General features: G+C 45.0%; 25 protein-coding genes. 11 read left to right on the plus strand and 14 right to left on the minus strand.

Features of this window, described 5'->3' with window-relative positions; translation table 11 throughout:
• From HRR27_RS11010 to HRR27_RS11020, 3 genes are all read left to right on the plus strand, one after another.
• Positions 1-537, plus strand: a complete 537-nt coding sequence (locus HRR27_RS11010) for a peroxiredoxin (protein WP_173273785.1) — start codon at positions 1-3, stop codon at positions 535-537.
• On the plus strand, positions 534-1,094 hold the full coding sequence (gene msrA, locus HRR27_RS11015; RefSeq protein WP_173273787.1) for a peptide-methionine (S)-S-oxide reductase MsrA: 561 nt from the start codon (positions 534-536) through the stop codon (positions 1,092-1,094). The genes HRR27_RS11010 and msrA overlap by 4 nt, the downstream gene beginning before the upstream one ends.
• Positions 1,095-1,543: 449 nt before the next feature.
• Positions 1,544-6,496 (plus strand): PAS domain-containing protein, encoded by a 4,953-nt coding sequence (locus HRR27_RS11020; RefSeq protein ID WP_173273789.1) that lies wholly within the window; start codon positions 1,544-1,546, stop codon positions 6,494-6,496.
• A 136-nt stretch (positions 6,497-6,632) separates the two neighbouring features.
• On the opposite strand, the gene tnpC is transcribed toward HRR27_RS11020, so the two are convergent.
• The 3 genes from tnpC to HRR27_RS11035 are packed head-to-tail and all read right to left on the minus strand — an operon-like array spanning position 6,633 to position 8,880.
• On the minus strand, positions 6,633-8,186 hold the full coding sequence (gene tnpC, locus HRR27_RS11025; protein WP_173273791.1) for an IS66 family transposase: 1,554 nt from the start codon (positions 8,184-8,186) through the stop codon (positions 6,633-6,635).
• 17 nt (positions 8,187-8,203) lie between these two features.
• The gene (tnpB, locus tag HRR27_RS11030) at positions 8,204-8,533 is read right to left on the minus strand and encodes an IS66 family insertion sequence element accessory protein TnpB (protein ID WP_173269097.1); all 330 of its coding nucleotides are present in this window, start codon (positions 8,531-8,533) and stop codon (positions 8,204-8,206) included.
• On the minus strand, positions 8,530-8,880 hold the full coding sequence (locus HRR27_RS11035) for a transposase (protein ID WP_173269095.1): 351 nt from the start codon (positions 8,878-8,880) through the stop codon (positions 8,530-8,532). Before HRR27_RS11035 ends, tnpB begins: the two co-directional genes overlap by 4 nt.
• 574 nt (positions 8,881-9,454) lie before the next feature.
• On the opposite strand from HRR27_RS11035, the gene HRR27_RS12935 reads away from it, so the two are divergent.
• The 5 genes from HRR27_RS12935 (at position 9,455) to hemH (ending at position 13,951) form a co-directional block, all read left to right on the plus strand.
• Positions 9,455-10,438, plus strand: a complete 984-nt coding sequence (locus HRR27_RS12935) for a hypothetical protein (RefSeq protein ID WP_173273793.1) — start codon at positions 9,455-9,457, stop codon at positions 10,436-10,438.
• A 376-nt stretch (positions 10,439-10,814) separates the two neighbouring features.
• Positions 10,815-11,537, plus strand: a complete 723-nt coding sequence (locus HRR27_RS11045; RefSeq protein ID WP_173273795.1) for a hypothetical protein — start codon at positions 10,815-10,817, stop codon at positions 11,535-11,537.
• Positions 11,538-11,564: 27 nt separating this feature from the next.
• Positions 11,565-11,804, plus strand: coding sequence for a hypothetical protein (locus HRR27_RS11050; RefSeq protein ID WP_173273797.1), 240 nt, complete (start codon positions 11,565-11,567; stop codon positions 11,802-11,804).
• A gap of 459 nt (positions 11,805-12,263) precedes the next feature.
• Positions 12,264-12,512 carry a helix-turn-helix domain-containing protein gene (locus HRR27_RS11055; protein WP_173273799.1) on the plus strand — a complete coding sequence of 83 codons (249 nt, stop codon included), beginning with the start codon at positions 12,264-12,266 and terminating at the stop codon, positions 12,510-12,512.
• 320 nt (positions 12,513-12,832) lie between these two features.
• Positions 12,833-13,951: a ferrochelatase gene (gene hemH / locus HRR27_RS11060; RefSeq protein ID WP_173273801.1), complete on the plus strand. Its 1,119-nt coding sequence runs from the start codon at positions 12,833-12,835 to the stop codon at positions 13,949-13,951.
• Between the two features lie 83 nt (positions 13,952-14,034).
• On the opposite strand, the gene HRR27_RS11065 is transcribed toward hemH, so the two are convergent.
• From HRR27_RS11065 to argC, 3 genes are all read right to left on the minus strand, one after another.
• Complete coding sequence (locus HRR27_RS11065) at positions 14,035-15,186, minus strand: citrate synthase (protein ID WP_173273803.1); 1,152 nt, start codon at positions 15,184-15,186, stop codon at positions 14,035-14,037.
• Positions 15,187-15,213: 27 nt separating this feature from the next.
• Positions 15,214-15,555 (minus strand): iron-sulfur cluster insertion protein ErpA, encoded by a 342-nt coding sequence (gene erpA, locus HRR27_RS11070; RefSeq protein WP_173273805.1) that lies wholly within the window; start codon positions 15,553-15,555, stop codon positions 15,214-15,216.
• 139 nt (positions 15,556-15,694) lie between these two features.
• A complete protein-coding gene (gene argC, locus HRR27_RS11075; RefSeq protein WP_173273807.1) occupies positions 15,695-16,738 on the minus strand; it encodes an N-acetyl-gamma-glutamyl-phosphate reductase in 1,044 nt (347 codons plus the stop codon).
• 230 nt (positions 16,739-16,968) lie between these two features.
• On the opposite strand from argC, the gene msrP reads away from it, so the two are divergent.
• Positions 16,969-17,910: a protein-methionine-sulfoxide reductase catalytic subunit MsrP gene (gene msrP, locus HRR27_RS11080; protein ID WP_173273809.1), complete on the plus strand. Its 942-nt coding sequence runs from the start codon at positions 16,969-16,971 to the stop codon at positions 17,908-17,910.
• 9 nt (positions 17,911-17,919) lie between these two features.
• The gene (locus tag HRR27_RS11085) at positions 17,920-18,507 is read left to right on the plus strand and encodes a protein-methionine-sulfoxide reductase heme-binding subunit MsrQ (protein ID WP_173273811.1); all 588 of its coding nucleotides are present in this window, start codon (positions 17,920-17,922) and stop codon (positions 18,505-18,507) included.
• On the opposite strand, the gene HRR27_RS11090 is transcribed toward HRR27_RS11085, so the two are convergent.
• The 7 genes from HRR27_RS11090 to rplU all read right to left on the minus strand — a co-directional run bounded on the left by HRR27_RS11090 (position 18,504) and on the right by rplU (position 24,823).
• On the minus strand, positions 18,504-19,223 hold the full coding sequence (locus tag HRR27_RS11090; protein WP_173273813.1) for a glutathione S-transferase: 720 nt from the start codon (positions 19,221-19,223) through the stop codon (positions 18,504-18,506). The two genes, HRR27_RS11085 and HRR27_RS11090, sit on opposite strands and share 4 nt — an antisense overlap.
• Before the next feature lie 264 nt (positions 19,224-19,487).
• Entirely contained in the window at positions 19,488-21,125 is a 1,638-nt protein-coding gene (gene groL / locus HRR27_RS11095; protein WP_173273814.1) for a chaperonin GroEL, read from the minus strand.
• Positions 21,126-21,176: 51 nt separating this feature from the next.
• On the minus strand, positions 21,177-21,467 hold the full coding sequence (locus tag HRR27_RS11100) for a co-chaperone GroES (protein ID WP_173273816.1): 291 nt from the start codon (positions 21,465-21,467) through the stop codon (positions 21,177-21,179).
• A 305-nt stretch (positions 21,468-21,772) separates the two neighbouring features.
• Positions 21,773-22,897, minus strand: coding sequence for a glutamate 5-kinase (proB, locus tag HRR27_RS11105; RefSeq protein WP_173273818.1), 1,125 nt, complete (start codon positions 22,895-22,897; stop codon positions 21,773-21,775).
• Positions 22,898-22,919: 22 nt separating this feature from the next.
• Positions 22,920-24,005 (minus strand): Obg family GTPase CgtA, encoded by a 1,086-nt coding sequence (gene cgtA, locus HRR27_RS11110; RefSeq protein WP_173273820.1) that lies wholly within the window; start codon positions 24,003-24,005, stop codon positions 22,920-22,922.
• Between the two features lie 141 nt (positions 24,006-24,146).
• Positions 24,147-24,404 carry a 50S ribosomal protein L27 gene (rpmA, locus tag HRR27_RS11115; protein WP_173273822.1) on the minus strand — a complete coding sequence of 86 codons (258 nt, stop codon included), beginning with the start codon at positions 24,402-24,404 and terminating at the stop codon, positions 24,147-24,149.
• Between the two features lie 104 nt (positions 24,405-24,508).
• The gene (rplU, locus tag HRR27_RS11120; protein ID WP_173273824.1) at positions 24,509-24,823 is read right to left on the minus strand and encodes a 50S ribosomal protein L21; all 315 of its coding nucleotides are present in this window, start codon (positions 24,821-24,823) and stop codon (positions 24,509-24,511) included.
• Between the two features lie 340 nt (positions 24,824-25,163).
• Here rplU and ispB point away from each other — a divergent pair, with 340 nt between their 5' ends.
• The gene (gene ispB, locus HRR27_RS11125; protein WP_173273826.1) at positions 25,164-26,129 is read left to right on the plus strand and encodes an octaprenyl diphosphate synthase; all 966 of its coding nucleotides are present in this window, start codon (positions 25,164-25,166) and stop codon (positions 26,127-26,129) included.
• 106 nt (positions 26,130-26,235) lie between these two features.
• Here the strand turns inward: ispB and HRR27_RS11130 are convergent, their stop codons facing one another.
• On the minus strand, positions 26,236-26,799 hold the full coding sequence (locus HRR27_RS11130; protein ID WP_173273828.1) for a hypothetical protein: 564 nt from the start codon (positions 26,797-26,799) through the stop codon (positions 26,236-26,238).
• Positions 26,800-26,996: the final 197 nt, after the last annotated feature.

Below are 26,996 nucleotides of genomic sequence, written 5' to 3' on the forward strand. Positions count from 1 at the left end.
ATGCGTAAACTCAAAAATTTGTTTCTCTCAGCTTGCTATCTAATCGGCTTATTGCTAACGCCACACGCAAATGCCGCACTGCAAATTGGCGACACAGCACCCAGCTTTAGTCTACAAGACCAACATCAAAAAATGGTCAGCTTAGAAGACCAACTGGGTAAGTGGGTGGTGTTGTATTTTTATCCCAAAAACGACACACCGGGCTGCACCACCGAAGCCTGTAGTTTTCGTGACAACATCAACCACCTGATTGCCCAACAGGCGGTCATATTAGGGGTTAGTGTGGATTCGGTTGCCAGCCACAAAGACTTTTCGGAAAAATTCAAGTTACCGTTTAGCTTACTTGCTGATGAAAATGGCAAGGTTGCCGCTCAGTATGATGCCATTCTCAATCTTGGGGTCGTGAAGTTTGCTCGCCGTCACAGTTTTATCATTGACCCAACTGGCAAAATTGCCCGCATCTACCGTAATGTCGACCCACAAAAACACGTCGCCGACATCCTTAAAGATTTAAAACAACTGCAGGCGGCGCAATGATGACTGAACAATCAAGCGACTTACCGTTTATCGTCTTTGGCATGGGCTGCTTTTGGGGTGCAGAAAAACGCTTAAGTGAAATACTCGGCGTCGCCGATGTGGAATCCGGGTATGCCGGTGGCGAGACTCAGAACGCGACCTATCAAGAAGTACTTGGGCTAGAAAAAGCCTTAAAAATGGGGTTGGCTGAACAGCGTAACCACGCTGAAGTCATTAAGGTCACCTACCACCCAGAACAGGTTTCGTTGGAAACCTTATTAGCGCATTTTTGGGAAAATCACAATCCCACACAAGGTGACCGCCAAGGAAATGATGTCGGCAGCAATTATCGCAGTGCCATCTATTACCGTACCGAAGCGGAAAAGCAGTTAGCACACGCCAGCCGGACGCTCTATCAACAGGCGTTACAAGCTCAAGGTTTTGGCCGAATTACCACCGAAATCGCGGAATTACGCAACTACAGCCGCGCCGAAGAATACCACCAAGACTACCTGCAAAAAAATCCTGCAGGATATTGTGGCTTAGGTGGAACCGGTGTGCGCTATCCAGAGAAGTAACCAGCCGCCAGACAAGCATCGTCAAAACGATGCTTCAATCTTTAACCACAAAGCGCGCCTGGCGTTCCTCACCTATAGGCTGGCAAGGATTTACTACGGCTCTGTTATCTGTGGCGTTACACTCGCTCGACATAACACAGTCTTCCAACGCCGTATCTCAAACCATCCACCACTCTTATACTTTGGCAAAAAATAGCCAATAGAGTGTAAAAAGCATACCCTGTCATTCATACGCAGCATCAATTTACCGGACTGTTTCATGCTCTTTGCCTAGGCCAATGGATTACTAAACGATTATGATATTTTTTCTCAAGGACTTTTCTGGATACAATGTTGCATACTTCGCTAAAGTTCTTAAGACAGCGCAGAATAAGAACCCAGCCTGTTATTCTGTGCTTAGTTAAACAATGCGAAACGATTTCAACCCCCTATTAAAAAGCAGCGCTTCAATGCAACAAAACTCACTTGCAATCAAAATCAGCTTACTGGTTAGCCTATTAACGGCAATAACCCTGTTTGCCATCTATCAGGCAGACCGTGATTTTTATCGCAACAATATTGAGGAACTTGCGCTTAACCACGCCTTACATCACATCCAAGACAGTGAAAAACAGTTTCGTAGTCAGTTACAAGATGCCCGCGCACTGCTGAACTCAATTAATAAAAATCTGAATTTTCAAAACTATCTACAGCATCTCAACACACCCTCTAGCGATTCTCAGCGCGACATCGAAGCCTTACTGATGAATTTGACCGAAGCGAACGACCATGTCATGCAACTGCGTTTTTTAAATGCACAAGGCGATGAGTTGATTCGCATCGACCGAAACAGTATCGGCTCAACCCCCTACAAAAAAGAGGCCAGCGAGTTACAAAATAAAGCACACCGCTATTACTTCAATCAAGCGCTCAACAGCCACTCGGCGCAAGTGCAGTTTTCGCCTTTAGACCTCAATATCGAACATAAACAACTAGACACGCCTTACCGCTCTACAATTCGCGCTGTATTAAATGTGTTCGAAAATAAGCAATTAGCAGGGGTTTTAGTGGTGAATTTGTTCGCCCAGGATATGCTCGAACATTTAATGAAAATGCCGGAAATCAACGCCATCTTAATGGACGGTGACGCTTTTCCGATATTGCATCACAACGCCGCTTTTAACTGGGGGATATACCAAAACCCACCCAAAAATCTCAGTGAATCTTATCAATACCAATTGCAGAAACTGGAAAAGGCGCCACTGGTTAAGCACAACAACAGTCTGCTGGTACGTTTAAATTTACCACTACCACAATCTTTAGTTTTAGCACTGGAAGTAAAACCCAGCTATTTAAGCAAAATGAACACACTGCATAACCGCAGCTACTTTTTCAGCGCTGTCTTTGCGCTATTTTTGTTGATTGTTGGTGGACTCATTATTTTACGTTTGATGAAAAAACAGCAATACCACATGGCGCAACTGGATAAAAAAATGTTGCTTGCAGTTGAAGGCTCAAACATCGGATTTTGGGAGTTTGACCTAAACACCGAACATTTCTACTTTGATAACGGAATTAAAAAGGTCTTACCGTTCTTAACCGAAAATCAAGAACTGGCGCTGACACAATTAACCAGCCTGCCGGACGGCTTTGCCAGAGGATTACGTGAAATCGCTTATACCGCCAAAAATGCCGAGCTAGAACACACATTACGTGTTGAAGTGCCTTTTGACGTGAATCAACGCAATCAAGTCTGGTACTTTCAATTTAATATCATGCTTAATCCTGAAGAACATCGCATTTGCGTGGGCATCTGCTATGAAATTACCGACTTCCGTAATTATGAACGCCAACTTCAGGATCAAGAAAACCGCTGGCGAACTGCGCTACTCGGCACCGGTGACAGCCTGTGGGAATGGGATGTTCACACCGATACCGTGACCTTCTCCAAACAACTTTGTAAGATACTTGGCTACAGCGAGGATTGCCAGCTACCGAATATGCAGCAATGGCTAAAGATGATTCATCCGGAAGACCTGAAAGTAAGCCGCAAACAACTCGACAAAGTGCTCAGCGGGGAAAAAAACCGTTATGAAAATGAAATTCGTGTTAAAGATCGCAATAACCAATACCATTGGATTTTAGATCGCGGCATCGTATGTGCATTTGATGCCGAAGGTAAAGCCACACGCATGATTGGAACGCACAGCGACATCACAGTAAGTAAATCGAACGAGCTGATTGCATCACGCTTAACCCATGAAAAAGAACAACTCTTTAACACCATCGACAGCATTTTAATTACCTGCGATCAGTTTGGCACCATTACCCGTTTTAACCGCACCGCTGAACATCTATTAATGTATTTCAGTGAAAAAGTTGTTGGTAAACTCAATTTAATCATGCTGCTTGATCCACAAGACATTCTGGATTATGCCCAGCAGTTCCACCTGAACATTCCCGAACGACAACTTCCACTGAGTTTCCCTACTCTATTGCAAATTCTAAAAGAGCGGCCGCTACGCGCGTTTAACACCACATTTCGCTCATCGGACGGTTTTAAAATACCGGTCATGCTCTCTATTTTTGTACAACAGAGTGAAGAAACCGGCGAAACAACCTTAATTGTGAATGCCGCAGATATGCGTCTGCAACAATCACTGCAAAAAGTACGTGAAGAGTATGAAAACAAATATTTCCACCTGTTTGAACAGTCGTTAGATGGGATTCTTCTAGTCAACGCGAAAACACTCAGAATTGTCGAGTTCAATCAAGCCGTATGCCGAATGCTTAACTACAGTCCGGAGACATTAAGCAAAATTGATCTGCATGATATTGATGACAAGGACGATTTTTTCAAAATCAAACAACCCATTAAATTACTGGAAAAAGAGGATTCCATCTCTTTTGAAGACGTTCTATTTGATCGCAATGGACTCGGCAAAGATGTATTGATTAAAATTCGTAAAATTGTCGTACAAGGGGACGAATTACTGTATTTCATTCTGCACGACATCAGCGAATTTAAACGTGTGCAAAATCGCTTAGAAGATCAGAGCTCGCGCCTAATACAAGCACAAAGTTTAGGAAAATTAGGCAGCTGGACTTATAACTTTTACACGCAAAAATTCTCATGGTCACTGGAAGTCTTCACCATCTTCGAGAAAAACCCACTGACCTTTGAACCTTCGCTGGACAAATTCTTCAACCTAATCCATCACGAAGAAAGAGAACGTATAAAGAGCAAGTTTAACCAAGCCAAAAACAGCGGAAAACTGTATCAAACCGAACACCGTATTCTGCTTTCAGACGGGCGAATTAAACACGTTCTGGAACGCGCCACCTTCACCAAAGATGAAAACAATAACATTGTCTTGGCGCAAGGAACGGTGCAAGACATCACCGAAACCAAACAACTCCAGTTACAGTTGATTCGCGCCAAAGAAGAAGCGGAAAAAGCCAACCAAGCGAAAAGCTATTTCTTAGCGAATATGTCGCATGAAATCCGCACCCCACTTAACGGAATTATTGGGATTAACGAGTTACTGAAAAAAACCGATTTAAGTGAAACCCAACAACAATACTTACGAAAATCCGAGCGAACTTCCATCGCCCTAATGAACATCATCAACGACATTCTCGACTATTCAAAAATCGAAGCTGGTAAGTTGATTTTAGAACAGACACAATTTGAATTTAGCCACGTAATGGAGAGCTTGGCCGATCTGTTTGCGCTTGAAGCGGAACGCAAAGGCATTCAACTGGTTTTCTTAATGGATGCCAAAATTCCGACTTATCTGTTGGGCGACCCTTTACGGATCTCCCAAGTATTAAACAACTTGGTCGGCAATGCGCTTAAATTTACCGAACAAGGCGACATCACCATTGCGGCTAATCTATTAGGAAAGCAAAAAAATCAACTTGAATTGGAGTTTTCAATCACGGACACCGGTATCGGCATTAATCCAGAAAGCCGCGATCGTCTATTTAAACCCTTCTCGCAAGCCGAAAGTTCCAATACACGTAAATTTGGCGGCACAGGTCTGGGCTTAATCATCAGTAAACAACTGGTCGAACAGATGAGCGGACACATCTGGTTAGACCCCCATTACAGCTCTGGGAGTCGTTTCCAGTTCACTGTCAAGCTGCAGATTCCGAGCAAAGAAAGCCTGCCAAAGCTGGCCAACAACGCCAAAACAGCCGCCCCTTTACGTGTTCTGGCACTGCTCAATCGACAAGACGAAGCGGAGAACTTACAACGCAATTTGAAATATGAAAATATAGGCATGGATATTTGCTATAACCTCGATGACTGCCAACAGTGCATTCAAGAGCATTCATATAATCGCATCATTATTGAATTAAACAACTATGCATTCGCCCAAGTTGCCGAACAATTAAGACTAGAAGAGTTTGACGGCTTTGTGCTTTTTATTGCCGAACAGAAGAAAAACGAACAATTACGCAAACTCATCACGCCGATTCAAGACAAAGTACTGGCCATACTGAATAAGCCAATGATCTACTGCAAAATGATTCGATTGCTAAAAATGGATAAACCGCTGATCGCCGAAGCGCTTGCTGTTGATGAAGAATACCGTTTTAATGCTCAAGTACTCTTGGTTGAAGATAACAACATCAACCGATTTGTTGCGCATGATTATCTCAGCGGCTTTGGCATCGATGTTGTCGAAGCGGTTAACGGTTTAGAAGCCGTAAAAATGTGTAAAACCAATAATTTTGACTTAATCCTGATGGATCTGCAAATGCCCGTAATGGACGGCTTTGAAGCAGCGCAGAAAATACGCAAATTTGATCAGAATACGCCGATTATTGCCTTAAGTGCTGCTGTACTTGAAGATGATTTAAAACAATCCGAATATGTCGGAATCAATCGACATCTCAGCAAACCTATTACGATTGGCCAACTGCACGAAACATTAAGCCACTTCTTGCCAAAACAGCAGACGTCGCCGCAAGTGCAGAATCAAGTATTGCAAGAGCCTCCAGCACCCGAAAAAACGATCAGTGAAAAAGACTCAACCCCAATCCAAAACAAGCAACCTGAAGCGCTCGATGACCCTTTCAGCGAAGAACTCTTGATCGACTTTGAGGACATGCAAGAACGCTATGTTAAAGTCGATAAGATTCATTTCTTGCTGCAAGAGTTTCTTAAATCCTATTCCCACTTTGCCACGGACACCCAAACACTGCTCGACAGTAGCGCTGAGTTTGACCGCGAAATTCACACCTTAAAAGGTGTCTCATCAGTGGTCTGTATGGATCGTTTATTTGCCATCACTAAAGCCTATTACCAAGCCAAAACCGTGGATGAAAAACGCCAGCTACGCCCGATATTCGAAAATATCTTAGAAAAATCCATTGCCGCTGCACAGGAAACCCTTGCAGAAAAAACCACATAAAACCCTAAATCGCCTAAGCCAACCCCGCGCTCAAAACCTCTCCAAAAACGCGATTTGTAGCGCGATACAAGACCCCATCCGTCAGGCTTATTTTTGATCAGCACTCAGCGATCAAAAGTTCGTAAGCGTCCGGCAATCACCGGTTGCTAGGTTGCCAATTGTGCGGTAGGAGTTGGTCGATTTGACTGGCTTTATGGGTGGGCAAGCGTTCAAGCACGTCTTTGAGATAGGCGTAAGGATCCAGGCCGTTATTCTTGGCCGATTGAATCAAGCTCATAATATTCGCCGCACGTTGACCACTGCGCAGACTGCCGGCAAACAGCCAATTCTTGCGACCTAACGCCCAAGGTCGGATTTGATTTTCCACCCAGTTATTATCGATGGGCAGGCGGCCATCTCCGAGGTATCGGCTTAAGGCATCCCAACGTTTCAGGCTATAGTGAATCACTTTTTCCGTTGCCCCACCTTTGGGCACTTTTTCTCGATGGACCTGCAGCCATTTGAGCAGCAAGTCCATAATCGGTTTGGATTTTTGCTGCCGAATGGTCTGTCGTTCCTCTGGGGCTAAGGGTTGAATCTCTTTTTCAATCGCGTAAAGTTGCCCCATTAGTTCAATGGCTTGAATGGCAATCGTGCTTTTGCCGCTTTCATGCAGTTCCACGAACTTACGACGGGCATGCGCCATGCAACCGACTTCGCTCACGCCTTGCTTAAAACTGGCTTTGTACCCTGAATAGTCATCGCACACCAACAATCCTTTCCAATCCTGTAGCACCTCTCTTGCGAACTTGCCGTTTCGTCCTTCACTAAAGTGGTAATACACCGCCTTATGTTGTGCATTGGCTGGATTGGTGTAGGCCCACAGATAGGCTTTATGGGTTTTCTTATTCCCCGGCTTGAGCATGGGCACTGGGGTTTCATCGGCGTGCAAGACCGGTTGCGTCAGCAAAAAGTCTTTGAGTGCTTGAGCCACCGGTTCAAGTTGAACACCACAGACGCCGACCCATTCGGCTAAAGTGGAACTGGGTAATTTAACACCGGCCCGTTCAAAGATCTGAGCTTGACGATACAGCGGTAAGTGATCAGCGTATTTGGCGATGAGCAGATGTGCGAGTAACCCAGAGGTGGGCAGACCTTTGTCAATGATTTGTGGGGGCATCGGTTTTTGAACCAGAGTTTCACAGGCATCGCACGCCCATTTGGAGCGAATATGACGTTCCACTTGAGAGCTACCGGGCAGATAATCCAGCTTCTCACTGACGTCTTCACCAATATGGCGTAATTGACAGCCACATGAACAGGTGGTGGATTCGGGATCATGACGGATTTCAAGACGAGGTAGGTTTTCGGGTAGCGGCTGACGCTTAGGTTTTTTCTTTGGTTGCGCTGTGTCGGTTTTGTCTTTGAGAGATTCCAGTTCCGATTCAATCGCGGCAATGTCGGCATCGGTCACTTCATCCAACAGTGTCATCTGTAAGGCGCTGATCTGTTCACTTTTGTGTGAGAATTTTAGACGTCTGAGATAGGCTAACTCATAGGTGAGTTGATCGATTTTAAGCTCTTTTTGTTGAATGGCTTTGGCATTGGCCGCAATGCGTTGGTCTTTTTCTTCAACCTGAACCAACAACTGCGCCGCCAGTGTTCGTAACTGGTCAGCAGAGAGTTGATGGAGGTTTGGCATTGTTTTCATGCCGCGGATTATAAAGACTAACTCAGTGATAAGGAAGTCTCGAGCCGTTGCCAAGGCAAGCCTTGCACCAGTGCCAGACATTGTTCAGGGGAGAGTGTCACGGAATCGCCCCGCCACAGTTCAGCCCAATGGAATTTACCTTGATTCAAACGTCGAGCACACAGCCAGATGCCTAAGCCATCGTGGATCAGTATCTTCATTCGATTGCCACGCTTATTGGCAAACAGATACGCATGATGGGGTTTGGCCTCACCAAACACGGCAATGACACGAGCTAATGCGGTATCGGGTCCTGCACGCATATCCATGGGTTCAGTCGCCAGCCAATAATGATCAATGCGAATCATGACTGCACCGACTTGACAAAGGCGCTTAATTTGGCCAATTCTGTGACAGGCCAGTGCACAGCAATCTTGCCTTGAGGTGCAGGCAGTTCGACCAAGAGCGTTTGAGGCGATGACGGCGGCAGATCGTTCAAGACCAGCGGAATAAATGCCGCTTGGGAAGCATGGCGTTTTTTAAGCTGACGCTTCCAGTTCTGTATTTGATTGGCATTGATGCCGTAGTCTCGAGCCACTTGTGCAATCGAGGTGTTAGGGTCCTCGCAAGCGGTCAAAACCTGCTGTTTGAATTCCCGTGAGTAGCGACGGCGAATCTTTTTGACTGTGGGAAGCGTTGATAGTGTGTCTGTCATAATAAGTGCCCATTTAAAATACGTGGGCACCTAATTATTCACAGATAAGTGTGGTTGGTAAGAGGTGTTTACCGGACGGTTACAAAAGTTCCGCGCAAACTGGGCGCTTTAGCCCATATCCATTTTTGTCATTATTTTTCAAAAAAAAACCCGCAATGGGCACTACTCCATGCGGGCAATTCAATATACGAAGCATAAACAATGAACTTTTATGGCCATTAAGAAGCATTTAAATAAACTGTTTATGTGCTTTATTGTAATCAATAAAGTAATTAATGCAAATTTATATTATTGCTAATTTTGCAATAAATAATTTCATAAATAAAAAAATATCAAAAAACCCCCATTAAAAATCAATAAACCTCTAGTTACACTAAAAAAAGCCATAAAAAAGGCTTTTTATCACTTATGTGCATTTTTTACATTATTTTTACTCTTGACCATTGCCTTAATTCATAAATTAAGGTAATTTTAACCCACACCAAAACCATCTTTTACCGACAAAGAGATTGGTGGCCATCTTTCTTAATAAAATAATGTTATTTTTTTACAAACTCATCATCAGGAGCAAACCATGCTAACTTCATTACTTGGACTCGACACCCCAACAGCAGATGAATTTCATTCAGACGACTTGATTGCCGCTACCGTTAGCCAATTAAAAGATTTACCCGTTCTTGGCGCTTCAATTGGCCCACTAATCAGCACACTGCATGGCTTGCCATTAGTCGGTGAAGACATTAAGTTCGTTACATCAACGCTACACGCCACTCTGCCAGGCGGCAGCTTGGTCACCGATTTACTGGATACGGTCACCAGCCTGCCAGTTGTCAGTGATGTACTTGGCTTAGTTGAAACCCTTGACAATGGCCTATTGGGTGGCATCACGGGTGAGGGCGGCTTATTACCGTCACTCCTAGCACCGACCGGATTAGTTGGTGGCTTAGTGGGCACGGTTTTAGGCATAGCCGATGGATTACCAATCGTCGGCGACTTATTAAGCGGCGGCAGTAACAGCGGTCTATTAGGTGGCGTACTGGGTGACAGTGGTTTACTAGGCGGCTTACTTGGCGGTAATGGCCTACTGGGCGGTGTATTAGGCAGCGATGGACTATTGGGTGGTCTGCTAGGTGAAACCGGCGTTGTGGGTAGCGTGTTAAACACTCTAATCGGAGAACAAGGTGTAGTGACAGGCCTAGTCGGCACCGTCACTGGCCTGCTTGACGGCCTACCGATTGTCGGCGACCTTCTAGGCGGTAATGAAAGCGGTGGTCTTCTAGGCGGACTTCTGGGTGGTAGCGATAATGGCGGTCTTCTAGGTGGCTTACTCGGCGACAATGGTCTACTGGGTGGACTACTTGGTGGCGGCGAAAGCGGCGGTATCCTAGATTTGAATGGCTTACTGGGCGGTGAAAATGGACTACTTGACGGCCTACTGGGCGGTCTAAATGCTGAAGCAACGACCAACACAAGCGTCAGTGCAACACCTGCAAGCGCTGGAATATTGAACATTCTAAGCTTGGGCGAAGACAACTCTCTATTGAGCGGTATTCTATAATAACGCACTGATTCAATTGCCGTAATACCGCGGTCTATCACTGCGGATACGGTGATTAAAATTCATTGCAAACCCCAAAAAGCGGTAACTCAAGTTATCGCTTTTTTATTTTCAGTATCACTGAGAAGACTTAAGAAATCACAGAGAGTCACAGAATAACTCACCATTGATTTCAGCAAGATCATGCAAAAAGCAAATTCTAGGCTTGCTTCCAAATGCATCGCCAAAGCGATGGATGAGAGGCGTAACAACAAAGCGGCCCTTACAAACCTCGCCTGAAGCGCCCCACTTTTGCTCTCAGTACACTCATCCAATCCATCACGCTAACACCCAATAAATTCAGTACAATACCCATCATTCGCAACAGGAGAAGTCCATGACCCGCCTTCGCACACTAAACCAACACTCTATTATCCAATACATCACCTTGTTTTTAGCCAGCACAACACTCAGCTTTTCCACGTTTGCCGCCGACCCAAGCAAATCGCAAGCAAATACTATTGAAAAACCAACAATCCAGCAACAAACGCAAATGTTTGCGATTTGTGCGGCACTTGGCGATAGCAACCAACAGCAGCAATTTAAAGAGAAGTTAACCACCTTGTTAGAAAACGAAAATGCGGACAAAAAACAAGGACTCAGCCAACAGCAAATTAATCAATCCAGCGCCAATAAAATTGCCATATTGCAACGCAATTACGCCGATTATTCATCAACTAGCCGCGAACTACTGTTTGCGAAAGCCTGTCAAAATGACAACTTTGTGATGGATGAAAATTTTACCGGTTTAGCCATCGAACAACTTCCAACTAACCTGCAACAAAAAATTCGCAGTATCGCTACCTGCGCATTAATTTCTCACTCGCTGCAATTACAACAACAAGCACAGCAACTGACTGCGGCGAATACCTTAATTGTGATTGCTGCAGGATTAAACGGGCGTAATCAAGCACTAGAAGAGCTCGCTGAACTGCATAACAAAATCATCGCCGAACTCAAACAACTTCCCGAAGCACAAGTTAAAGTGCAATTTGAACAATCCTGTGGCGAAGTTCAAAAAATTCAGCAAGAACGCAAAACCAGCACCAATACGCAATAACTCAGATTGATATAAAGGAAGCGATCCATGGACATTTTCAGCAAAATTTTTTGGCAAGGCGGTTTAGCACTTAGCGTGATTCTGCTCTTTGTCGCCATCAGTGCTTTAATGAACGCCGAAAACGGCCAGCTGACTGTTGCCAATTTAGAACATTTAGGCGGCACCTACACAGCCCTGTTTGAAACCTTAAAGTTTGTGGTTTACCCCTGGATCGCTCTCGGACTGTTTCTTCTGGGACGCTTTATCTTGCGCATGGTGAAATCCTAACCACAAAACAGCATTCGCCACGCACATTCATACTGCACAGCAAACACCCAAAAACGGTGTAAAAACAGCACTTTTAGCTTTTAAATTGATTATTGCAAAAAACGCAATAATCCAACAATATTGAAAATTATTTTTTACAACTCTCGTTCAAACTTACTTTTAGAGCGTTAAGATGTCTCTTTTTCTAAATACTTAAAGCACTGAAAACTTTTTTAAGATCTGTAAAGCATAATAAATTACTAATTTCAGCCAATTTTATTGCATTTTTTGCAACAAAGGCTATAATTTTATACTAACGAAATAATGCAAAAAGTATATAAATAAGAGCCAAAATTCGTTTAAATAGCAGCGCTATAAAACTAATCGAATTTACAACAAAAACTCATTAAATACCATCAAGAGTACGCCCCTGCATTAATTCGGACCGTTAAGTTAAGTATTGTTTTAGGGAGATAAACAATGAAATTCAATGAACGCCTTAAATATTACATTGAATACAAAGGCATTATTAAACACCGTGTTGCTGAAGTTGCCGGCATTACGCCAAGCGCATTTTTTCGCTTTTTAAATGGCACCAGCACTATGAAGTCCTCAAACATTGAAAAAATCAATGAAGTTTGGCCAGAAATGATTGCCTTTGCTTTCTCAGTGGATCCAGATATTGCCAAACGCGCTAAAAAGCTTAGATTGTCTGACGAAGACGAATAATCTGCCGCGTAAAGATTAATGCACGCCAAGTTTGGCGGCTTGATCAACTTGTCTAAACCCGGCACTGTCCGGGTTTTTTATCGTCAGTTGCGCGTGCCGGCACGTGATGCCGCACCACGATTGCAAATCAAAATAAGAACGCATCGCACAAAAACGCTTAAAACGGTTGTTGTTTTATACAAAAGCTATACAATCAGTAAAACTTAGCGTTCTAGGAAAGACAAAAATGCGCGACTAATAATGACTAAATGGCCACCCAACACCCATGCCATAAAGATCAAGTAGAGCATTTACCCCTTGCATTATCTTTGGAGGAAATTATGTATTACCACGGGCGAGCCCAATTTCATCACGGCGAAAGCAGCGCCGTTGGCGTATTGATTACCAATTTAGGAACCCCAGATGCGCCAACGAAACAGGCGTTAAAACCGTACCTAAAAGAGTTTTTAGAAGATCCTCGCGTGGTAGAACCACCACCGGCTCGCTGGCTATGGAAACTTATCCTAAACGGTATTATCTTGAACACTCGTCCAGCGAAGTCGGCTGAAGCCTATGCCAGCGTTTGGGATTCCGAGGGCCCCGGTGCACCATTATTAAACATTACCAAACGTCAATTAGCAGGAATTAAAAACGCGTTGGAACCGCATTTTGAAGGTCGCGTGGAATTTGCTTTAGCGATGCGTTATGGCAATCCATCCATCGCCAGTGCTTTACAAGAGCTGCATGAAAAAGGCTGTCAACGTATTGTGGTGCTGCCGCTTTATCCGCAATATGCGGCGGCGACTACCGCTTCCACATTTGACGCAGTCAGTGCGGAACTGCAAAAATGGCGCTGGATTCCGGAATTGCGTTTTATTAACCATTACCATCGTCATCCAGGTTATATCAAAGCGCTGGCGAACAGTATCCGCGAACATCAAGCCGAACATGGCAAGCCGCAATTGCTGGTAATGTCTTACCATGGGGTACCGCAACGTTATTTGGACAATGGCGATCCGTATCATTGTGAATGCCATGTAACTTCTCGCTTGGTGGCGGATGAGCTCGGTCTAAACAAAGACGAATACAAAGTGACTTTCCAATCTCTATTCGGTAAAGAAGAGTGGATTAAACCTTATACCGATGCCACGCTTAAATCTCTGCCAGAACAAGGCATTAAAGACATACAAGTTATCTGTCCGGGCTTTTCAGCAGACTGCTTAGAGACAATTGAAGAAATCGACGAAGAGAACCGAGAATACTTTGAACACGCCGGCGGTGAAAAATTTAGCTACATCAAGTGCTTGAATGACCGCGAAGACCACACTCAAATGTTAGCGAATTTGATTCTGCAACACACTCAAGGTTGGTACGAACGGGATGGTTTTGATGCTGACACCGACAGCAAAGAACGTGCTACCGTTAAAGAAAATGCCAAAGCGATGAGTTGTCCTTATTAGCCCTTATTCATTAAGTCGCTCAAAAAACCAAAAAAGCCGCTTAATTGCGGCTTTTTTATCGCTTGGTGGAGTGTTCGTTGTCTTTATCCGCGCTGATCTAATGGCAGATAACAGGCGTTTCCCTTACCGGTGTAAATTTGGGTTGGACGGAAAATACGATTGTTTTGCAACTGCTCACGCCAATGCGCCATCCAACCGGCTGAACGCGCCACAGCAAAAATCGGCGTAAATAAGCCGGGATCAAAGCCCATCTCTTTGTACAAAATCCCCGAATAAAAATCGACATTCGGGTAAACCCCTTTATGCCCCAGCAACTCTTCACACACTTTTTCAACTTCCACCGCAGTCGCAAACGAATGACTTAACTGGTCAGACTTTCCGCGCAGTAAATCATTGGAGAGTTTTTGTAAAATCGATGCGCGCGGATCTTTCGTTTTATACTCGCGATGCCCCATACCCCAAACCACTTTTTTGTCAGCTAAGCGTTTTTCAATATAAGGACGCGCGTTTTCAGGCGAACCGATCTCTTCCAACATCTCGATAACTTTTTGATTTGCACCACCATGCAAAGGCCCAGACAAGGAGGCAATCGCCGAAGAAATAACGGAACACGGGTTAGCTAAGGTCGAACCGGTAACCATGGTGGTAAAGGTTGACGCATTAATCGTGTGCTCTGCGTGTAAAATCAAAATCGCATCCAGTAAACGTGCCCAATCTTTATCCGGCTCTTCGCCATTTAACATATACAAAAAGTTTTCTGCATAGGTAAGATCTTTGCGCGGTTCAATCGGATCATAACCGTTACGCATATGCTCCCACATAGCCACTAAAGTCCCCATGTGAGCGATGATTTTGACCGTCACGTCATTAATATATTCTTGGTTATCGCTGGCACCTTTCATGTATTCGGTGCTTGGATAAAAACTCGCCAAAGAAGCCACCACCACTTGCAACATATGCATCGGGTGCGTGGTGGTCGGCAGATTTTTCATGATTTCACGAATGTTGTATTTCACACGACGATTTTCACGCAGCTGCTGGTCAAACTGGCGTAGCGCTTCGGCATCCGGAAGTTCACCAAATAGTAACAACAAGGTTGTCTCTTCAAAAGAAGAGTACTCCGCCAATTCTTGGATATCATAACCACGATAAGTTAGAACGCCTTCTTGACCATCAATAAATGAGATCTGCGATTCCGTTGCCGGAACCCCTGCTAAACCTGGAATATACTGCATAAACTGCCCTGATAATTTTGTGTGAAGTTAAACGCTAAATGAAGACCCGCAACCACAAGTCGTGGTGGCATTTGGGTTTTCGATGACGAAACGAGCACCTTGTAAATCTTCTAGGTAATCGATTTTAGCCCCCACCAAATATTGGAAACTCATCGAATCAACCAGCAAGGTCACGCCGTCTTTTTCGACCACGGTATCATCATCAGCGCTATTTTCATCAAACGTAAAGCCATACGAAAAACCAGAACAACCGCCGCCCGTGATGTACACGCGCAGTTTTAAATTCGGGTTTTGCTCGTCTTCAATCAGACCACTGACCTTAGAAGCCGCCGCTTCTGTAAACGTTAAAGGAGTTGGAATATCAGACATAACTGGAATCCTTTTCATGTCCGCCTAGCCGATGCAATTAACAAGATGAAAACACGTCAACTAAACGCAAAAATTAAGAAGTTATTATAACAATCGCAGAAAATAAATGAGGGCGCATTTGCGCCCCACTCAACGGAAATTACGGTAATAACGCAACCTGTTGCAAACCCATGGTCTCATCAATACCGAAAAGAATATTCATATTCTGCACTGCTTGACCGGCCGCGCCTTTGACTAAATTATCAATCACCGACGTTACCACGACTTGCGAACTGCCTACCGGACGGTAGATAGCAATACGACACATATTCGACCCTTTAACCATACGCGTTTCTGGCAGACTACCAGCAGGCATTACATCAACAAACGGTTCGTCTTTATAGGTTTCTTCGTACAATTCTTGCAGTTGCGCTTGGCTCATCTCGCTGGTCATGGTTGCATAAATCGTGTTTTCCATGCCGCGAATCATCGGCACAAGGTGCGGTACAAAGGTCAATCCAACTTCTCGGCCACCAATCTGGGCCATTTTTTCTTTCATTTCCGGCAAATGACGATGGCCAGCAACCCCGTAAGCTTTAAAGCTTTCCGACATTTCCGCTCCCAACATCGCAACGTTTGCCCCTTTACCGGCACCGCTCACCCCAGATTTTCCGTCAACAATAATATTATTTACATCCACCAAATTGTTTTTCAGCAACGGCAAAGCGCCCAACATCGTACTGGTTGGGTAGCAGCCTGGATTAGCAATGATTTGGGCCTGTTTAATCTGCTCGCGATAATACTCCGGCAAGCCATAAGCAACCTTATCAAACAAGCTTGCCTCGGTATGTTCCATGCCGTACCATTTTGACCAAACGGTTAAATTTTCAATCCGGAAATCTGCGGCTAAATCGATGATTTTCACCCCAGCATCCGTCAGTTCTGCCGCCATACTCATCGCAACGCCGTGTGGCGTAGCGAAAAAAACAATATCACAGGTTTTTAACTGAGCGCTATCCGGCACGGAAAATCTCAAATCATAGTGACCGCGCAGGTTTGGATACATATCCGCAAGCGCCACACCCTCTTCAGAACGCGAGGTAATCATGGTGACTTCGGCCTGCGGATGTGCGGCCAAAATACGCAATAACTCAACACCGGTATAGCCTGTTCCGCCAACAATACCCACTTTAACTTTTTGCATTTTTTGCTTCCTGAAAACTGAAGTTGAATAACCGTTTATTGTACCCACTCACTGGTTTGCGGTCTAATTTTCATCCGTGACAACTGATACTGCAAACCGCGCTAATATTATTCCACGCTATTTCAAGCAATCAGAACTTTGCAAGCCGAATTAATCACGTTAAGGTAAGTGTATCTGTCCATCCATTCAACCAAGCCAAATAAACCCAATTATTGACTGCAAGGTGATTTATGAAATCGAATCTAAAACCCCTAATCCGCCTAGGGAACACAACCCCTAAAGAGTGCGACGTAACCCCTGAGGCGTTCTTTCTTAATCGCCGCCAATTCATTCGCTCTGCGCTGGCGGCTGGTTTATTCAGCTCACCGATTGCTGCCCTAGCCGATTTCAATTTCAGCCCGAATAGTACCTATCGTCCGAACTTAAAACTCACCGATTCAGAGCACGCTCTAAACTACAACAACTTCTACGAACTCGGCACGGACAAATCCGACCCTCCTCGCTATGCGGACCGCCTAATCACCGATAACTGGCAAGTTCGCATCGAAGGCGAATGCGCCAAACCACAAACTTTCGATATGGATGACCTGCTGGCTTTCGACCAAGAAGAACGCATCTACCGCTTCCGCTGTGTTGAAGGCTGGTCAATGGTGGTTCCGTGGATCGGTTTCCCACTCAGCAAATTATTGGATAAAGTTGAACCGACCAGTAAAGCTAAATATGTCGAGTTTATCAGCATTCTCGACCGCGAAAACTTACCTGGCCAGCGTTTTGATATTCTAAATTGGCCGTACCGCGAAGGCTTGCGCATGGATGAAGCCATGCACCCATTAACCTTAATGACAACCGGACTTTATGGCAAGCCGTTACAAAACCAAAACGGCGCACCCATTCGTCTTATTGTGCCTTGGAAATACGGCTTTAAAAGTGCAAAATCGATTGTCACCATCCGCCTAACCGACAAACAACCGGTCTCAAGCTGGATGGCCGCTGCGCCAAGTGAATACGGTTTTTATTCAAATGTAAATCCGGACGTCTCTCATCCACGCTGGTCGCAAGCAAAAGAACGCCCACTTGGCTCATTCTTCAAACAAAAAACCTTGCTATTTAATGGTTATGCTGATGAAGTCGCCAGCCTTTATAAAGGCATGGATTTGAAGAAAAATTACTAAGGCCTAACTATGCCCCTTTTCATTAAACTGTTTATTGTGAGTCTGATTTGCGCACTGCCCGCCGGCTTACTGACATTTGACTTACTCACCGACAACCTCGGCGCCAATCCGGTGGAAACCTTAGAGCACACCACCGGTGACTGGACAATTTACTTTTTACTGCTCACTCTCAGCATAACGCCAATACAAAAACTCTTTAGCCCAAAATGGTGGCTGCCCATGCACCTAACACGTCGCGTTTTAGGGCTAAGCGCTTTTGTTTATGCGCTGCTGCATTTGGCAATCTATTTTGTGTTTGATATGAGTGTCGACTTAAATGAAGCGCTTACCGACATTGCCGAACGCCCATTCATTCTGATTGGTATGCTTGCCTTATTTCTGCTGATTCCATTAGCGATTACTTCAACCCAAGGCTGGCAACGGCGTTTAAAACGCCATTGGCAAACATTACACAAGCTGGTCTACCTAATCACTTTTCTTGGCATTCTGCATTATGCCTTACTGGTCAAAGCCGATTTATTTATGCCGTTGCTGTACATGACGCTTTTCGGCATATTAATGTTGATGCGCCAGTTCAAGCTGCCGCGTTTGCGTTAACGCGGAATAGCTTTGCCTTCCACTTTGGCTCGAAACTGATCTTTGCGCTGCAATTCCGGCTCGTTAACCAAAATCGGCTGATGTCCCACTTGCCAAACAGGGCGATTTTTCATGACGGCCGCAAAATATTCGCTCGCCAAATGCATTGCCAACCAAGCTTGTACCGCCGGATAATCGGCTGAATTCCACCATGCCTTATCTACATGGGAAAATTGGCGCACAAACGGAAACAGTGCCAAATCAACAATGCTCAATTGATTCCCCAAAAGATAAGCGCTCTGCTGTAACTGATTTTCCAGTTTTTGCAAAAACACTTCGCCCCCTTGGCGTGCTTTTTCGTGACATTGCCCCGACATTAAATCTGGATAGGACTGCTGACACAATTCAGGGTACTTGTAAGCATCTAAATGCATCTTAAAATCACCGTCACAAACTGCAATCCAATCTGCGATTCGCGCATCCTGCGGAAACAAAGCGTCATCCATCAGTGCCCATTGCATGATTTCCCAACTCTCTTCGATTACCTCACCATCGGGTAAAACCAATACCGGCACCGTTGCTTTTGGCGAGACCTGCAACATCGACTCGGGCTTATCCCAAAAGACAATCTCGCGCTGCTCTACTTGACGCTGGGCAAACCAAATCGCCAGACGTGCACGCATTGCATAAGGGCAACGACGATACGAATACAAAATCGGAAAAACCTGATTCGTCATACAAGACTCCTAAAAACATTGAAATAGACTCTCGCAAAAATCCATTTCAATGTGCAATTTATTGAATACAAAAAAGCCAGCTAAAAAGCTGGCTCTTAAAGAAACAGAACAGTTACGCTCTTTTTTCGAACTAGGCGTTATAAATTTAAGATGAGAACCAGGCGAATTTGAAACCAGCGCGCAGCGTACATAACGGTACGTGAGCACTGGAAGTTCAAATTCAACGAAGTTATCGTTTAAATTTAAACGCCTAAGCCGAAAAAATCACATCATGCCGCCCATGCCTCCCATACCGCCCATTCCTGAGCCAGCGCCTGCGTCATCACCTTTTTTAGGTAAATCAGCAATCGCTGCACCGGTAGTCAACACTAAACCAGCAACCGAAGCGGCATTTTGCAATGCAGAACGCGTCACTTTAGCTGGGTCAATGATACCGGCTTCTAACATATCAACATAGATTTCTTTCGCTGCATCAAAACCGAAGTTACCTTTGCCTTCCATCACTTTATTCACAATGACTGAACCTTCTAGGCCACAGTTAATCGCAATTTGACGCATTGGCTCTTGCATCGCACGCATTGCAATTTGAATACCAACATTTTGGTCATCGTTCTCGCCTTCTACCTTAACATTGGCAAGCGCGCGAACCAGCGCAACGCCGCCGCCAGGAACAATCCCTTCTTCAACCGCTGCGCGAGTTGCGTGCAACGCATCGTCAACACGGTCTTTTTTCTCTTTCATTTCAACTTCGGTCGCTGCGCCCAGTTTGATAACCGCAACACCGCCAGCCAATTTCGCTAAACGCTCTTGTAGCTTCTCTTTGTCGTAATCCGACGTTGAAGATTCAATCATCGCTTTGATTTGCGCAATACGCGCATCAATATCCGCTTTTAAACCAGCGCCATCGATGATCTTAGTGGTGTCTTTACCGACCACCGCAGATTTCGTTTGCCCAAGATGCTCAAGCTGTACCGTCTCAAGTGATAGACCTACTTCTTCAGAAATAATGGTACCACCTGTTAACACCGCCATATCTTGTAGCATTGCTTTACGACGTTCACCGAAACCAGGTGCTTTCACTGCCGCAACCTTAACGATACCGCGCATATTGTTGATCACCAGTGTCGCCAACGCTTCACCATCAACGTCTTCGGCAATGATTAACAGTGGACGACTGGTTTTAGCGACCGCTTCCAGCGCTGGAAGCAGTTCACGCATATTCGAAATTTTCTTATCGTAAAGTAAAATGAAAGGGCTATCTAATTCCGCAACCATTTTATCTTGGTTAGTCACGAAGTAAGGTGATAGGTAACCACGGTCAAACTCCATCCCTTCAACCACAACAAGCTCGTCTTCCAAAGAAGAACCTTCTTCAACGGTGATAACGCCTTCGGTCGTCACACGCTCCATCGCATCCGCAATCATGTTCCCGACTTTTGCATCCGAGTTTGCTGAGATAGTACCAACTTGCGCCCATGACGCTTTTGTCTCACAAGGTTGAGACATGGCTTTAATTTCTGCCACGACCGCTTCAACCGCTTTGTGAATACCACGGTTTAAATCCATTGGATTCATACCTGCGGCAACCGACTTCATCCCTTCACGAACAATTGATTGCGCCAAAACGGTTGCTGTTGTCGTCCCGTCGCCGGCCACGTCGTTGGTTTGTGAAGAAACTTGCTTAACCATCTGTGCACCCATGTTCATGAACTTGTCTTCAAGCTCAATCTCACGCGCAACAGAAACACCATCTTTCGTCACAACTGGTGCGCCGAAGTTACGCTCAAGTACCACATTACGTCCTTTTGGTCCAAGGGTCACTTTAACTGCATCAGCCAAAATATTAATCCCTTCAACCATTTTTTCACGAGCATCTAAACCAAAACGTACGTCTTTTGCCATTTTTAAAATCCTTATTTCGTTAAAACTTTAAGAAAAAATCTACTCGGCGTATTACCCGATGACCGCGATAATGTCGTCTTCGCGCATAATCATCAGCTTCTCGCCGTTGTCATCTTTTACTTCTTGACCTGAGTACTGACCAAACATCACTTTATCGCCAACTTTGACGGTCATAGCGATGATCGTACCGGAGTCAGACGCTTTACCTGGACCGACTGCGACTACTTCGCCCATGTTCTCTTTTTCTTGAGCTGAACCTGGAAGAAGAATCCCACTGGCCGTCTCCTTTTTTTCTTCAACACGACGGACAACAACGCGATCTTGTAAAGGTTTAATGTTCATAGGTTTCCCCCTAAAAGTTTATTTTGAAAATGTTAAAAATTTTGTTACGCGACCGCTTAAAAAAGCTCCACTAAAACAGTCGCTAAGCCAACGTCTGCCGCAAGCAGTGATTTGTTGTAGGCATCCGTTTGTGGCTGTAACAGATATGGTGGCGTTTGCGGATTATTCAAGGGACATGCTTAAAAAAACTGCACAATTTTTTAAGAAAGCATTACTGCTGATTTTTAAATGCACGACAATGCGCCACGCATAAAACAAAAAAGCGGCCGCAACACCGCTTTTGATTGTCATCGCCATTAAGCAAATTATTCGCTTAAGACCAAATTATCACGATGCACCAAAGACTCATCTTCCATATAACCGAGTTGGCTTATAATTTGATGACTCGGTTTGCCTAAAATCTTAATCGACTCATTGGCAGGATAATTGACTAAACCACGCGCCACTTCAACGCCAGCCTCATCGACACAGATAACCATTTCGCCGCGCTGAAAATTGCCTTCTTGACTTTTAACGCCAATCGGCAGCAAGCTTTTACCGGAGTTTTTCAACACCTTAACCGCACCTGCATCCAAGACCAATTTGCCTTTCGCTTGTAAATGACCCGCCAACCAACGCTCACGCGCGGTCAGCGGTTCCAAATCTGGAATCAATAAAGTGCCATAAGACTCGCCTTGCGCTAACTTCACCAAAATATTCGGCTCGCGGCCGGACGCTATGAACGTCGCCGTACCAGAGCGCGCCGCACGTTTTGCCGCCATCACTTTGGTGTACATTCCGCCTTTACCCAATGCTCCGCCTTCAGGGCTGGCCATCGCCTCAATATCCTTACGACTGACCTGCGCCTCAGAAATCAATTCGGCATTTGGATTGGTACGCGGATTGTCGTTATACAACCCTTGCTGATCGGTCAAAATCACCAGCACATCCGCGCTGATTAAGTTTGCAGTCAAAGCCCCCAACGTATCGTTATCACCAAAGCGAATTTCATCGGTAACCACCGTATCGTTTTCATTGATAATCGGCACCACGCCGTATTCCAACAACGCCTTGAGCGTGCTACGTACATTCAAATAACGCTTGCGATTCGACAAATCATCGTGCGTCATCAAAATTTGCGCGGTATGAATGTCGTACTGAGCAAATTTAGACTCATAAGCCTGAATCAATCCCATCTGCCCAACTGCCGCGGCCGCCTGCAAATCGTGCAATGCCGCCGGGCGCGATTTCCAACCGAGGCGTTTCATCCCTTCCGCGACCGAGCCAGACGAGACTAAAACCACTTCTTTGCCACTCTTTTTTAAAGCAACAATCTGCTCAACCCAGTGCGCCAATGCTTCGCGATTCAAGCCCTGACCGTCGTCAGTCAACAAAGCACTGCCTATTTTCACCACCCAACGCTGGGTACTTTTTACATCTGCGCGCTGCATTCCACCCTCTGCTCAAAATTCATTAAAAATCAAAATCTTCTTCAACAGTACGGCGAGTCGATACACTTGATTGCACAGACTCCTGCTCACGCTGCAAACGCTTATTCTCTTGTAACTGCTGAGCAATGGCGTTCATCAGCTCTTGCGTACCTTTACGCTCAACCGCAGAAATTTGATAAACCGGACCTGTCCACTGGGTTTCTTGCAAAATACGCTGCGCAACCGTGTCGACCTCTTCATCCAGCATCAAGTCGGTTTTATTCATCACCAACCAACGTTCTTTATCCAACAATTCATCAGAGTACTTTTCCAACTCTTTTTGGATAACACGAATACTTTCGACAGGGTCAACATCATCCATCGGCGCAATATCCACCACGTGCAAAAGCAAACCGGTTCGTGCCAAATGTTTCAAGAATTGAATGCCTAACCCAGCGCCTTCAGCCGCCCCTTCAATCAAACCAGGAATATCAGCGATAACAAAACTGGTTTCTGGTGAAATTGACACAACGCCCAAGTTTGGATAAAGCGTGGTAAACGGATAATTGGCAACCTTTGGACGCGCGGCAGAAACAGCCGTAATCAAACTTGATTTACCAGCATTTGGCAATCCCAATAAGCCCACATCAGCCAATACTTTCAACTCTAAACGCAAGTTACGCTCTTCGCCGTCCTCACCCTTTGTGCATTGACGTGGCGAACGGTTGGTGGAACTTTTAAAGTGAATATTCCCCAAACCGTGGCGACCACCTTGAGCCACACACAGCGTCTGACCATGTTCGGTCAAATCGCCCATAACTTCATCGGCATCAATATCAAAAACGACCGTACCCACAGGCACTAAAATAACCAAATCTTCTCCAGCCGCACCCGTTTTCTGCTGCCCCATGCCAGTTTGGCCGCCTTGTGCGCGGAAATGCTTGGTATAACGAAAATCGACCAAGGTGTTTAAATTATTGTCGGCTTTTAGAACGACATCGCCGCCGTCACCGCCGTCACCGCCGTTTGGGCCACCAAAAGGAATGAATTTTTCACGGCGAAAGCTGGCAATACCATTGCCGCCGCGACCGGCTTGAACAGAAATGGTTGCTTCATCAACAAATTGCATGATTTTCCTCTTGGCGTTAATGACCTTAAACGCGGTATTTTAGCAGAGCGCCCCGACAAAGCGAGGCACATAAATATAGATTACAAACAAAAAACGCCCCGACAAAGCGGGGCGTTTCGCAATTGAAGTTAAATAATCAGATTATTCAGCTACAACTGTTACGAAAGTACGTACTGGCTTACCTTTAGCTACGAAAGCGACTTTACCGTCTGCTTTTGCAAATAAAGTGTCATCCTTACCGCGACCAACGTTTTCACCCGCGTGGAATTTAGTACCACGTTGACGAACAATGATGCTTCCCGCAGATACGACTTCGCCGCCGTATGCTTTCACACCAAGTCGTTTGGCGTTAGAATCGCGACCGTTTTTAGTACTACCAGCTGCCTTTTTATGAGCCATGGTGCTATCCTTTTGTTCACAGAACTGCACCCTACTAAGATGCAGCTGCTGTTTTTAAATTTAAAAAAACTAGTCTATCTAAGCAAGCTTAAATTGCAATGCAATTAAGCTGAGATTTTACCGATTTTAACTTCGGTGTAATTTTGACGGTGGCCTTGCTTAGTTTTCGAGCGGTTCTTACGACGACGGAATTTGATGATGGTGACTTTTTTACCACGACCGTTTGACTCAACAACCGCTGCAACTTTTGCACCTTCAACTAGAGGTGCACCAACTTTAACATCTGCACCTTCACCCACCATCAATACTTCGTTAAACTCAATCGCATCACCTGCTTCTGCATTCAAAGATTCAATGCGTAGAGTTTGACCTTCACGAACTCGATACTGCTTACCACCGGTTTTAATAACTGCGTACATATATATCTCCCGGATATCTAAAATTCTTTTTAATAAGCCGCTATTTAGCGAAGGCAGGATTATATAAGCTTTTGATATACAGGTCAAAATTTAATTGCGCAGTTTATTAAAAATTGCTCATTTGCATCCATGCAAGCCGCCAAAAGCGTTGTCTGGCTGATTAATAAACAAGAAATGCACAACCACCATCAAAATTTACGCTTGCGCAGTCGATTTTCATCACTTGATTAGGCGCATTCTGGCACAATTTAATCGTATTCAATCAGTACTTCTAGCTAAGGGAGGCTATTCATAATAAAATGCATCACTTTATTTTCCGTGGCCAAGAGTACCGTTACTAATGACCCTGCAAGAAATTCGCGACCTTATCGCCGATGACATTCAAGCCGTTGATCAACTCATCTTGGAACGACTCTCTTCCGATGTTGTTTTAATCAACCAAATTGGCCACTACATTATTAACAGTGGCGGCAAACGCTTGCGTCCACTGTTAACCTTGTTAAGTGCACGTGCCTGCGGCTATCAAGGAACCGACCATCACCTAATGGCAGCGGTGATTGAGTTCATCCACACCTCAACCCTGTTGCACGACGACGTGGTGGATGAATCCGATACACGCCGCGGCAACAAAACAGCCAATGAAGTTTGGGGCAACGCAGCCAGTGTCTTAGTGGGCGATTTCTTGTATTCTCGCTCTTTTGAAATGATGGTCGAACCCGGCATCCTACAAATCATGCAAGTGATGTCCGCCGCAACTAACGTGATTGCCGAAGGCGAGGTCCTGCAACTGTTGAATGTGCATGATGCTGACACCACCGAAGCGCGTTATATGGAAGTCATTCACCGCAAAACCGCCAAACTTTTTGAAGCGGCGACTCAAATGGGACCAATTCTGGCGCAAAAACCGCATTTAGAAGCGGCATTTATCGCTTACGGTTGCCATTTAGGCGCCGCTTTCCAATTAGTCGATGACGCACTGGATTACACTGCCGATGCGCAAGAACTCGGAAAAAACATTGGTGATGACCTTGCTGAAGGCAAACCCACCTTGCCACTAATTTACATTATGCAAAATGGCAACGAAGCGGAAAAAGCGCTCATCCGTCGTGCCATCGAAAGCGAAGGGATTGGCTTAATCGAACCAATCAGCAAACTGATTCAAGCCTCGGGCGCTATCGATTACACTTATCAAATCGCACGGCGTGAAGCGAAACTTGCCCAACAGGCACTGATCGAACTCGACGAAACTCGCTTAAAACAGGCCTTACTGGCATTGGCAGATTTGGCGGTCAATCGCTCTCACTAAAATGCTTGGCAAACTCTTGCTCATGCAAACAAAAAAGGCGCTTATTTAAGGAGTTAGCAAACCACCCCCTTAAGCGCCCAGCCACACAATTGAACCTAAAACTTTATTATTTATGATGAGCTTCTGCGTTTTCGAAACTCTCTTCCAATTTTTTCTGTAAAACACGTTCGCGTTGATCAATAAACATCCGGTATAAATCCAAATTCACTAATTTGGTTTTGCTCCAATCAAAACGCGGCAACATCCATTTAATCATCCAACGAATAATGTGACACTCATCGGTACTACGATACAAAAACTCTGGCTCGCCACGATAACCATGCACCCGCTCAACTAAAATCGTTTGCTGAGCGCTGTCCGGAAGAATCCGCAGGTAACCGGACTTGCTTTCATCAAAACTGGTACTGTAATACACCTTTACCACGCGATTCATACTGAAAATCGCTTTAGATAAAATGGTCGATTCCGGCTTACCGTTTAAACCGACCGTGAAGATAAAAATATTCTGAGTCTTAATCTGCCGAAAAAAGCGTTCTACCTGAGCAAAATCCATCTCTTTTTTAGCTAAGGCTTTTTCTTGGCGCGCTTGCTCATTTTGCAACTCAATTTTTTCCATATGACGGAATAAATATTGCGTGCCGCGCGATAACTCTACTTTGGTATTGCCCATACAAACGTCTCCTCTATATAAGGCATATCGGCACACGAACAAGAAACTTGAGGGAACACTGAACAAGTTCTTAATTTAAGAATCAGCAACATTTAGCAAGCAAGAATTAGGGAGACTCAAAACAAATTAAAATGGCTTCATGCGTAGAAAAGTTTAGCTGGGCAAGGCAACTGCTTACAGCCATAACGAGACTTGAA

Origin of the sequence: Thiosulfatimonas sediminis (genome assembly GCF_011398355.1) — a bacterium.
In the GTDB taxonomy this organism is placed as follows: Bacteria; Pseudomonadota; Gammaproteobacteria; order Thiomicrospirales; family Thiomicrospiraceae; genus Thiomicrorhabdus; species Thiomicrorhabdus sediminis_A.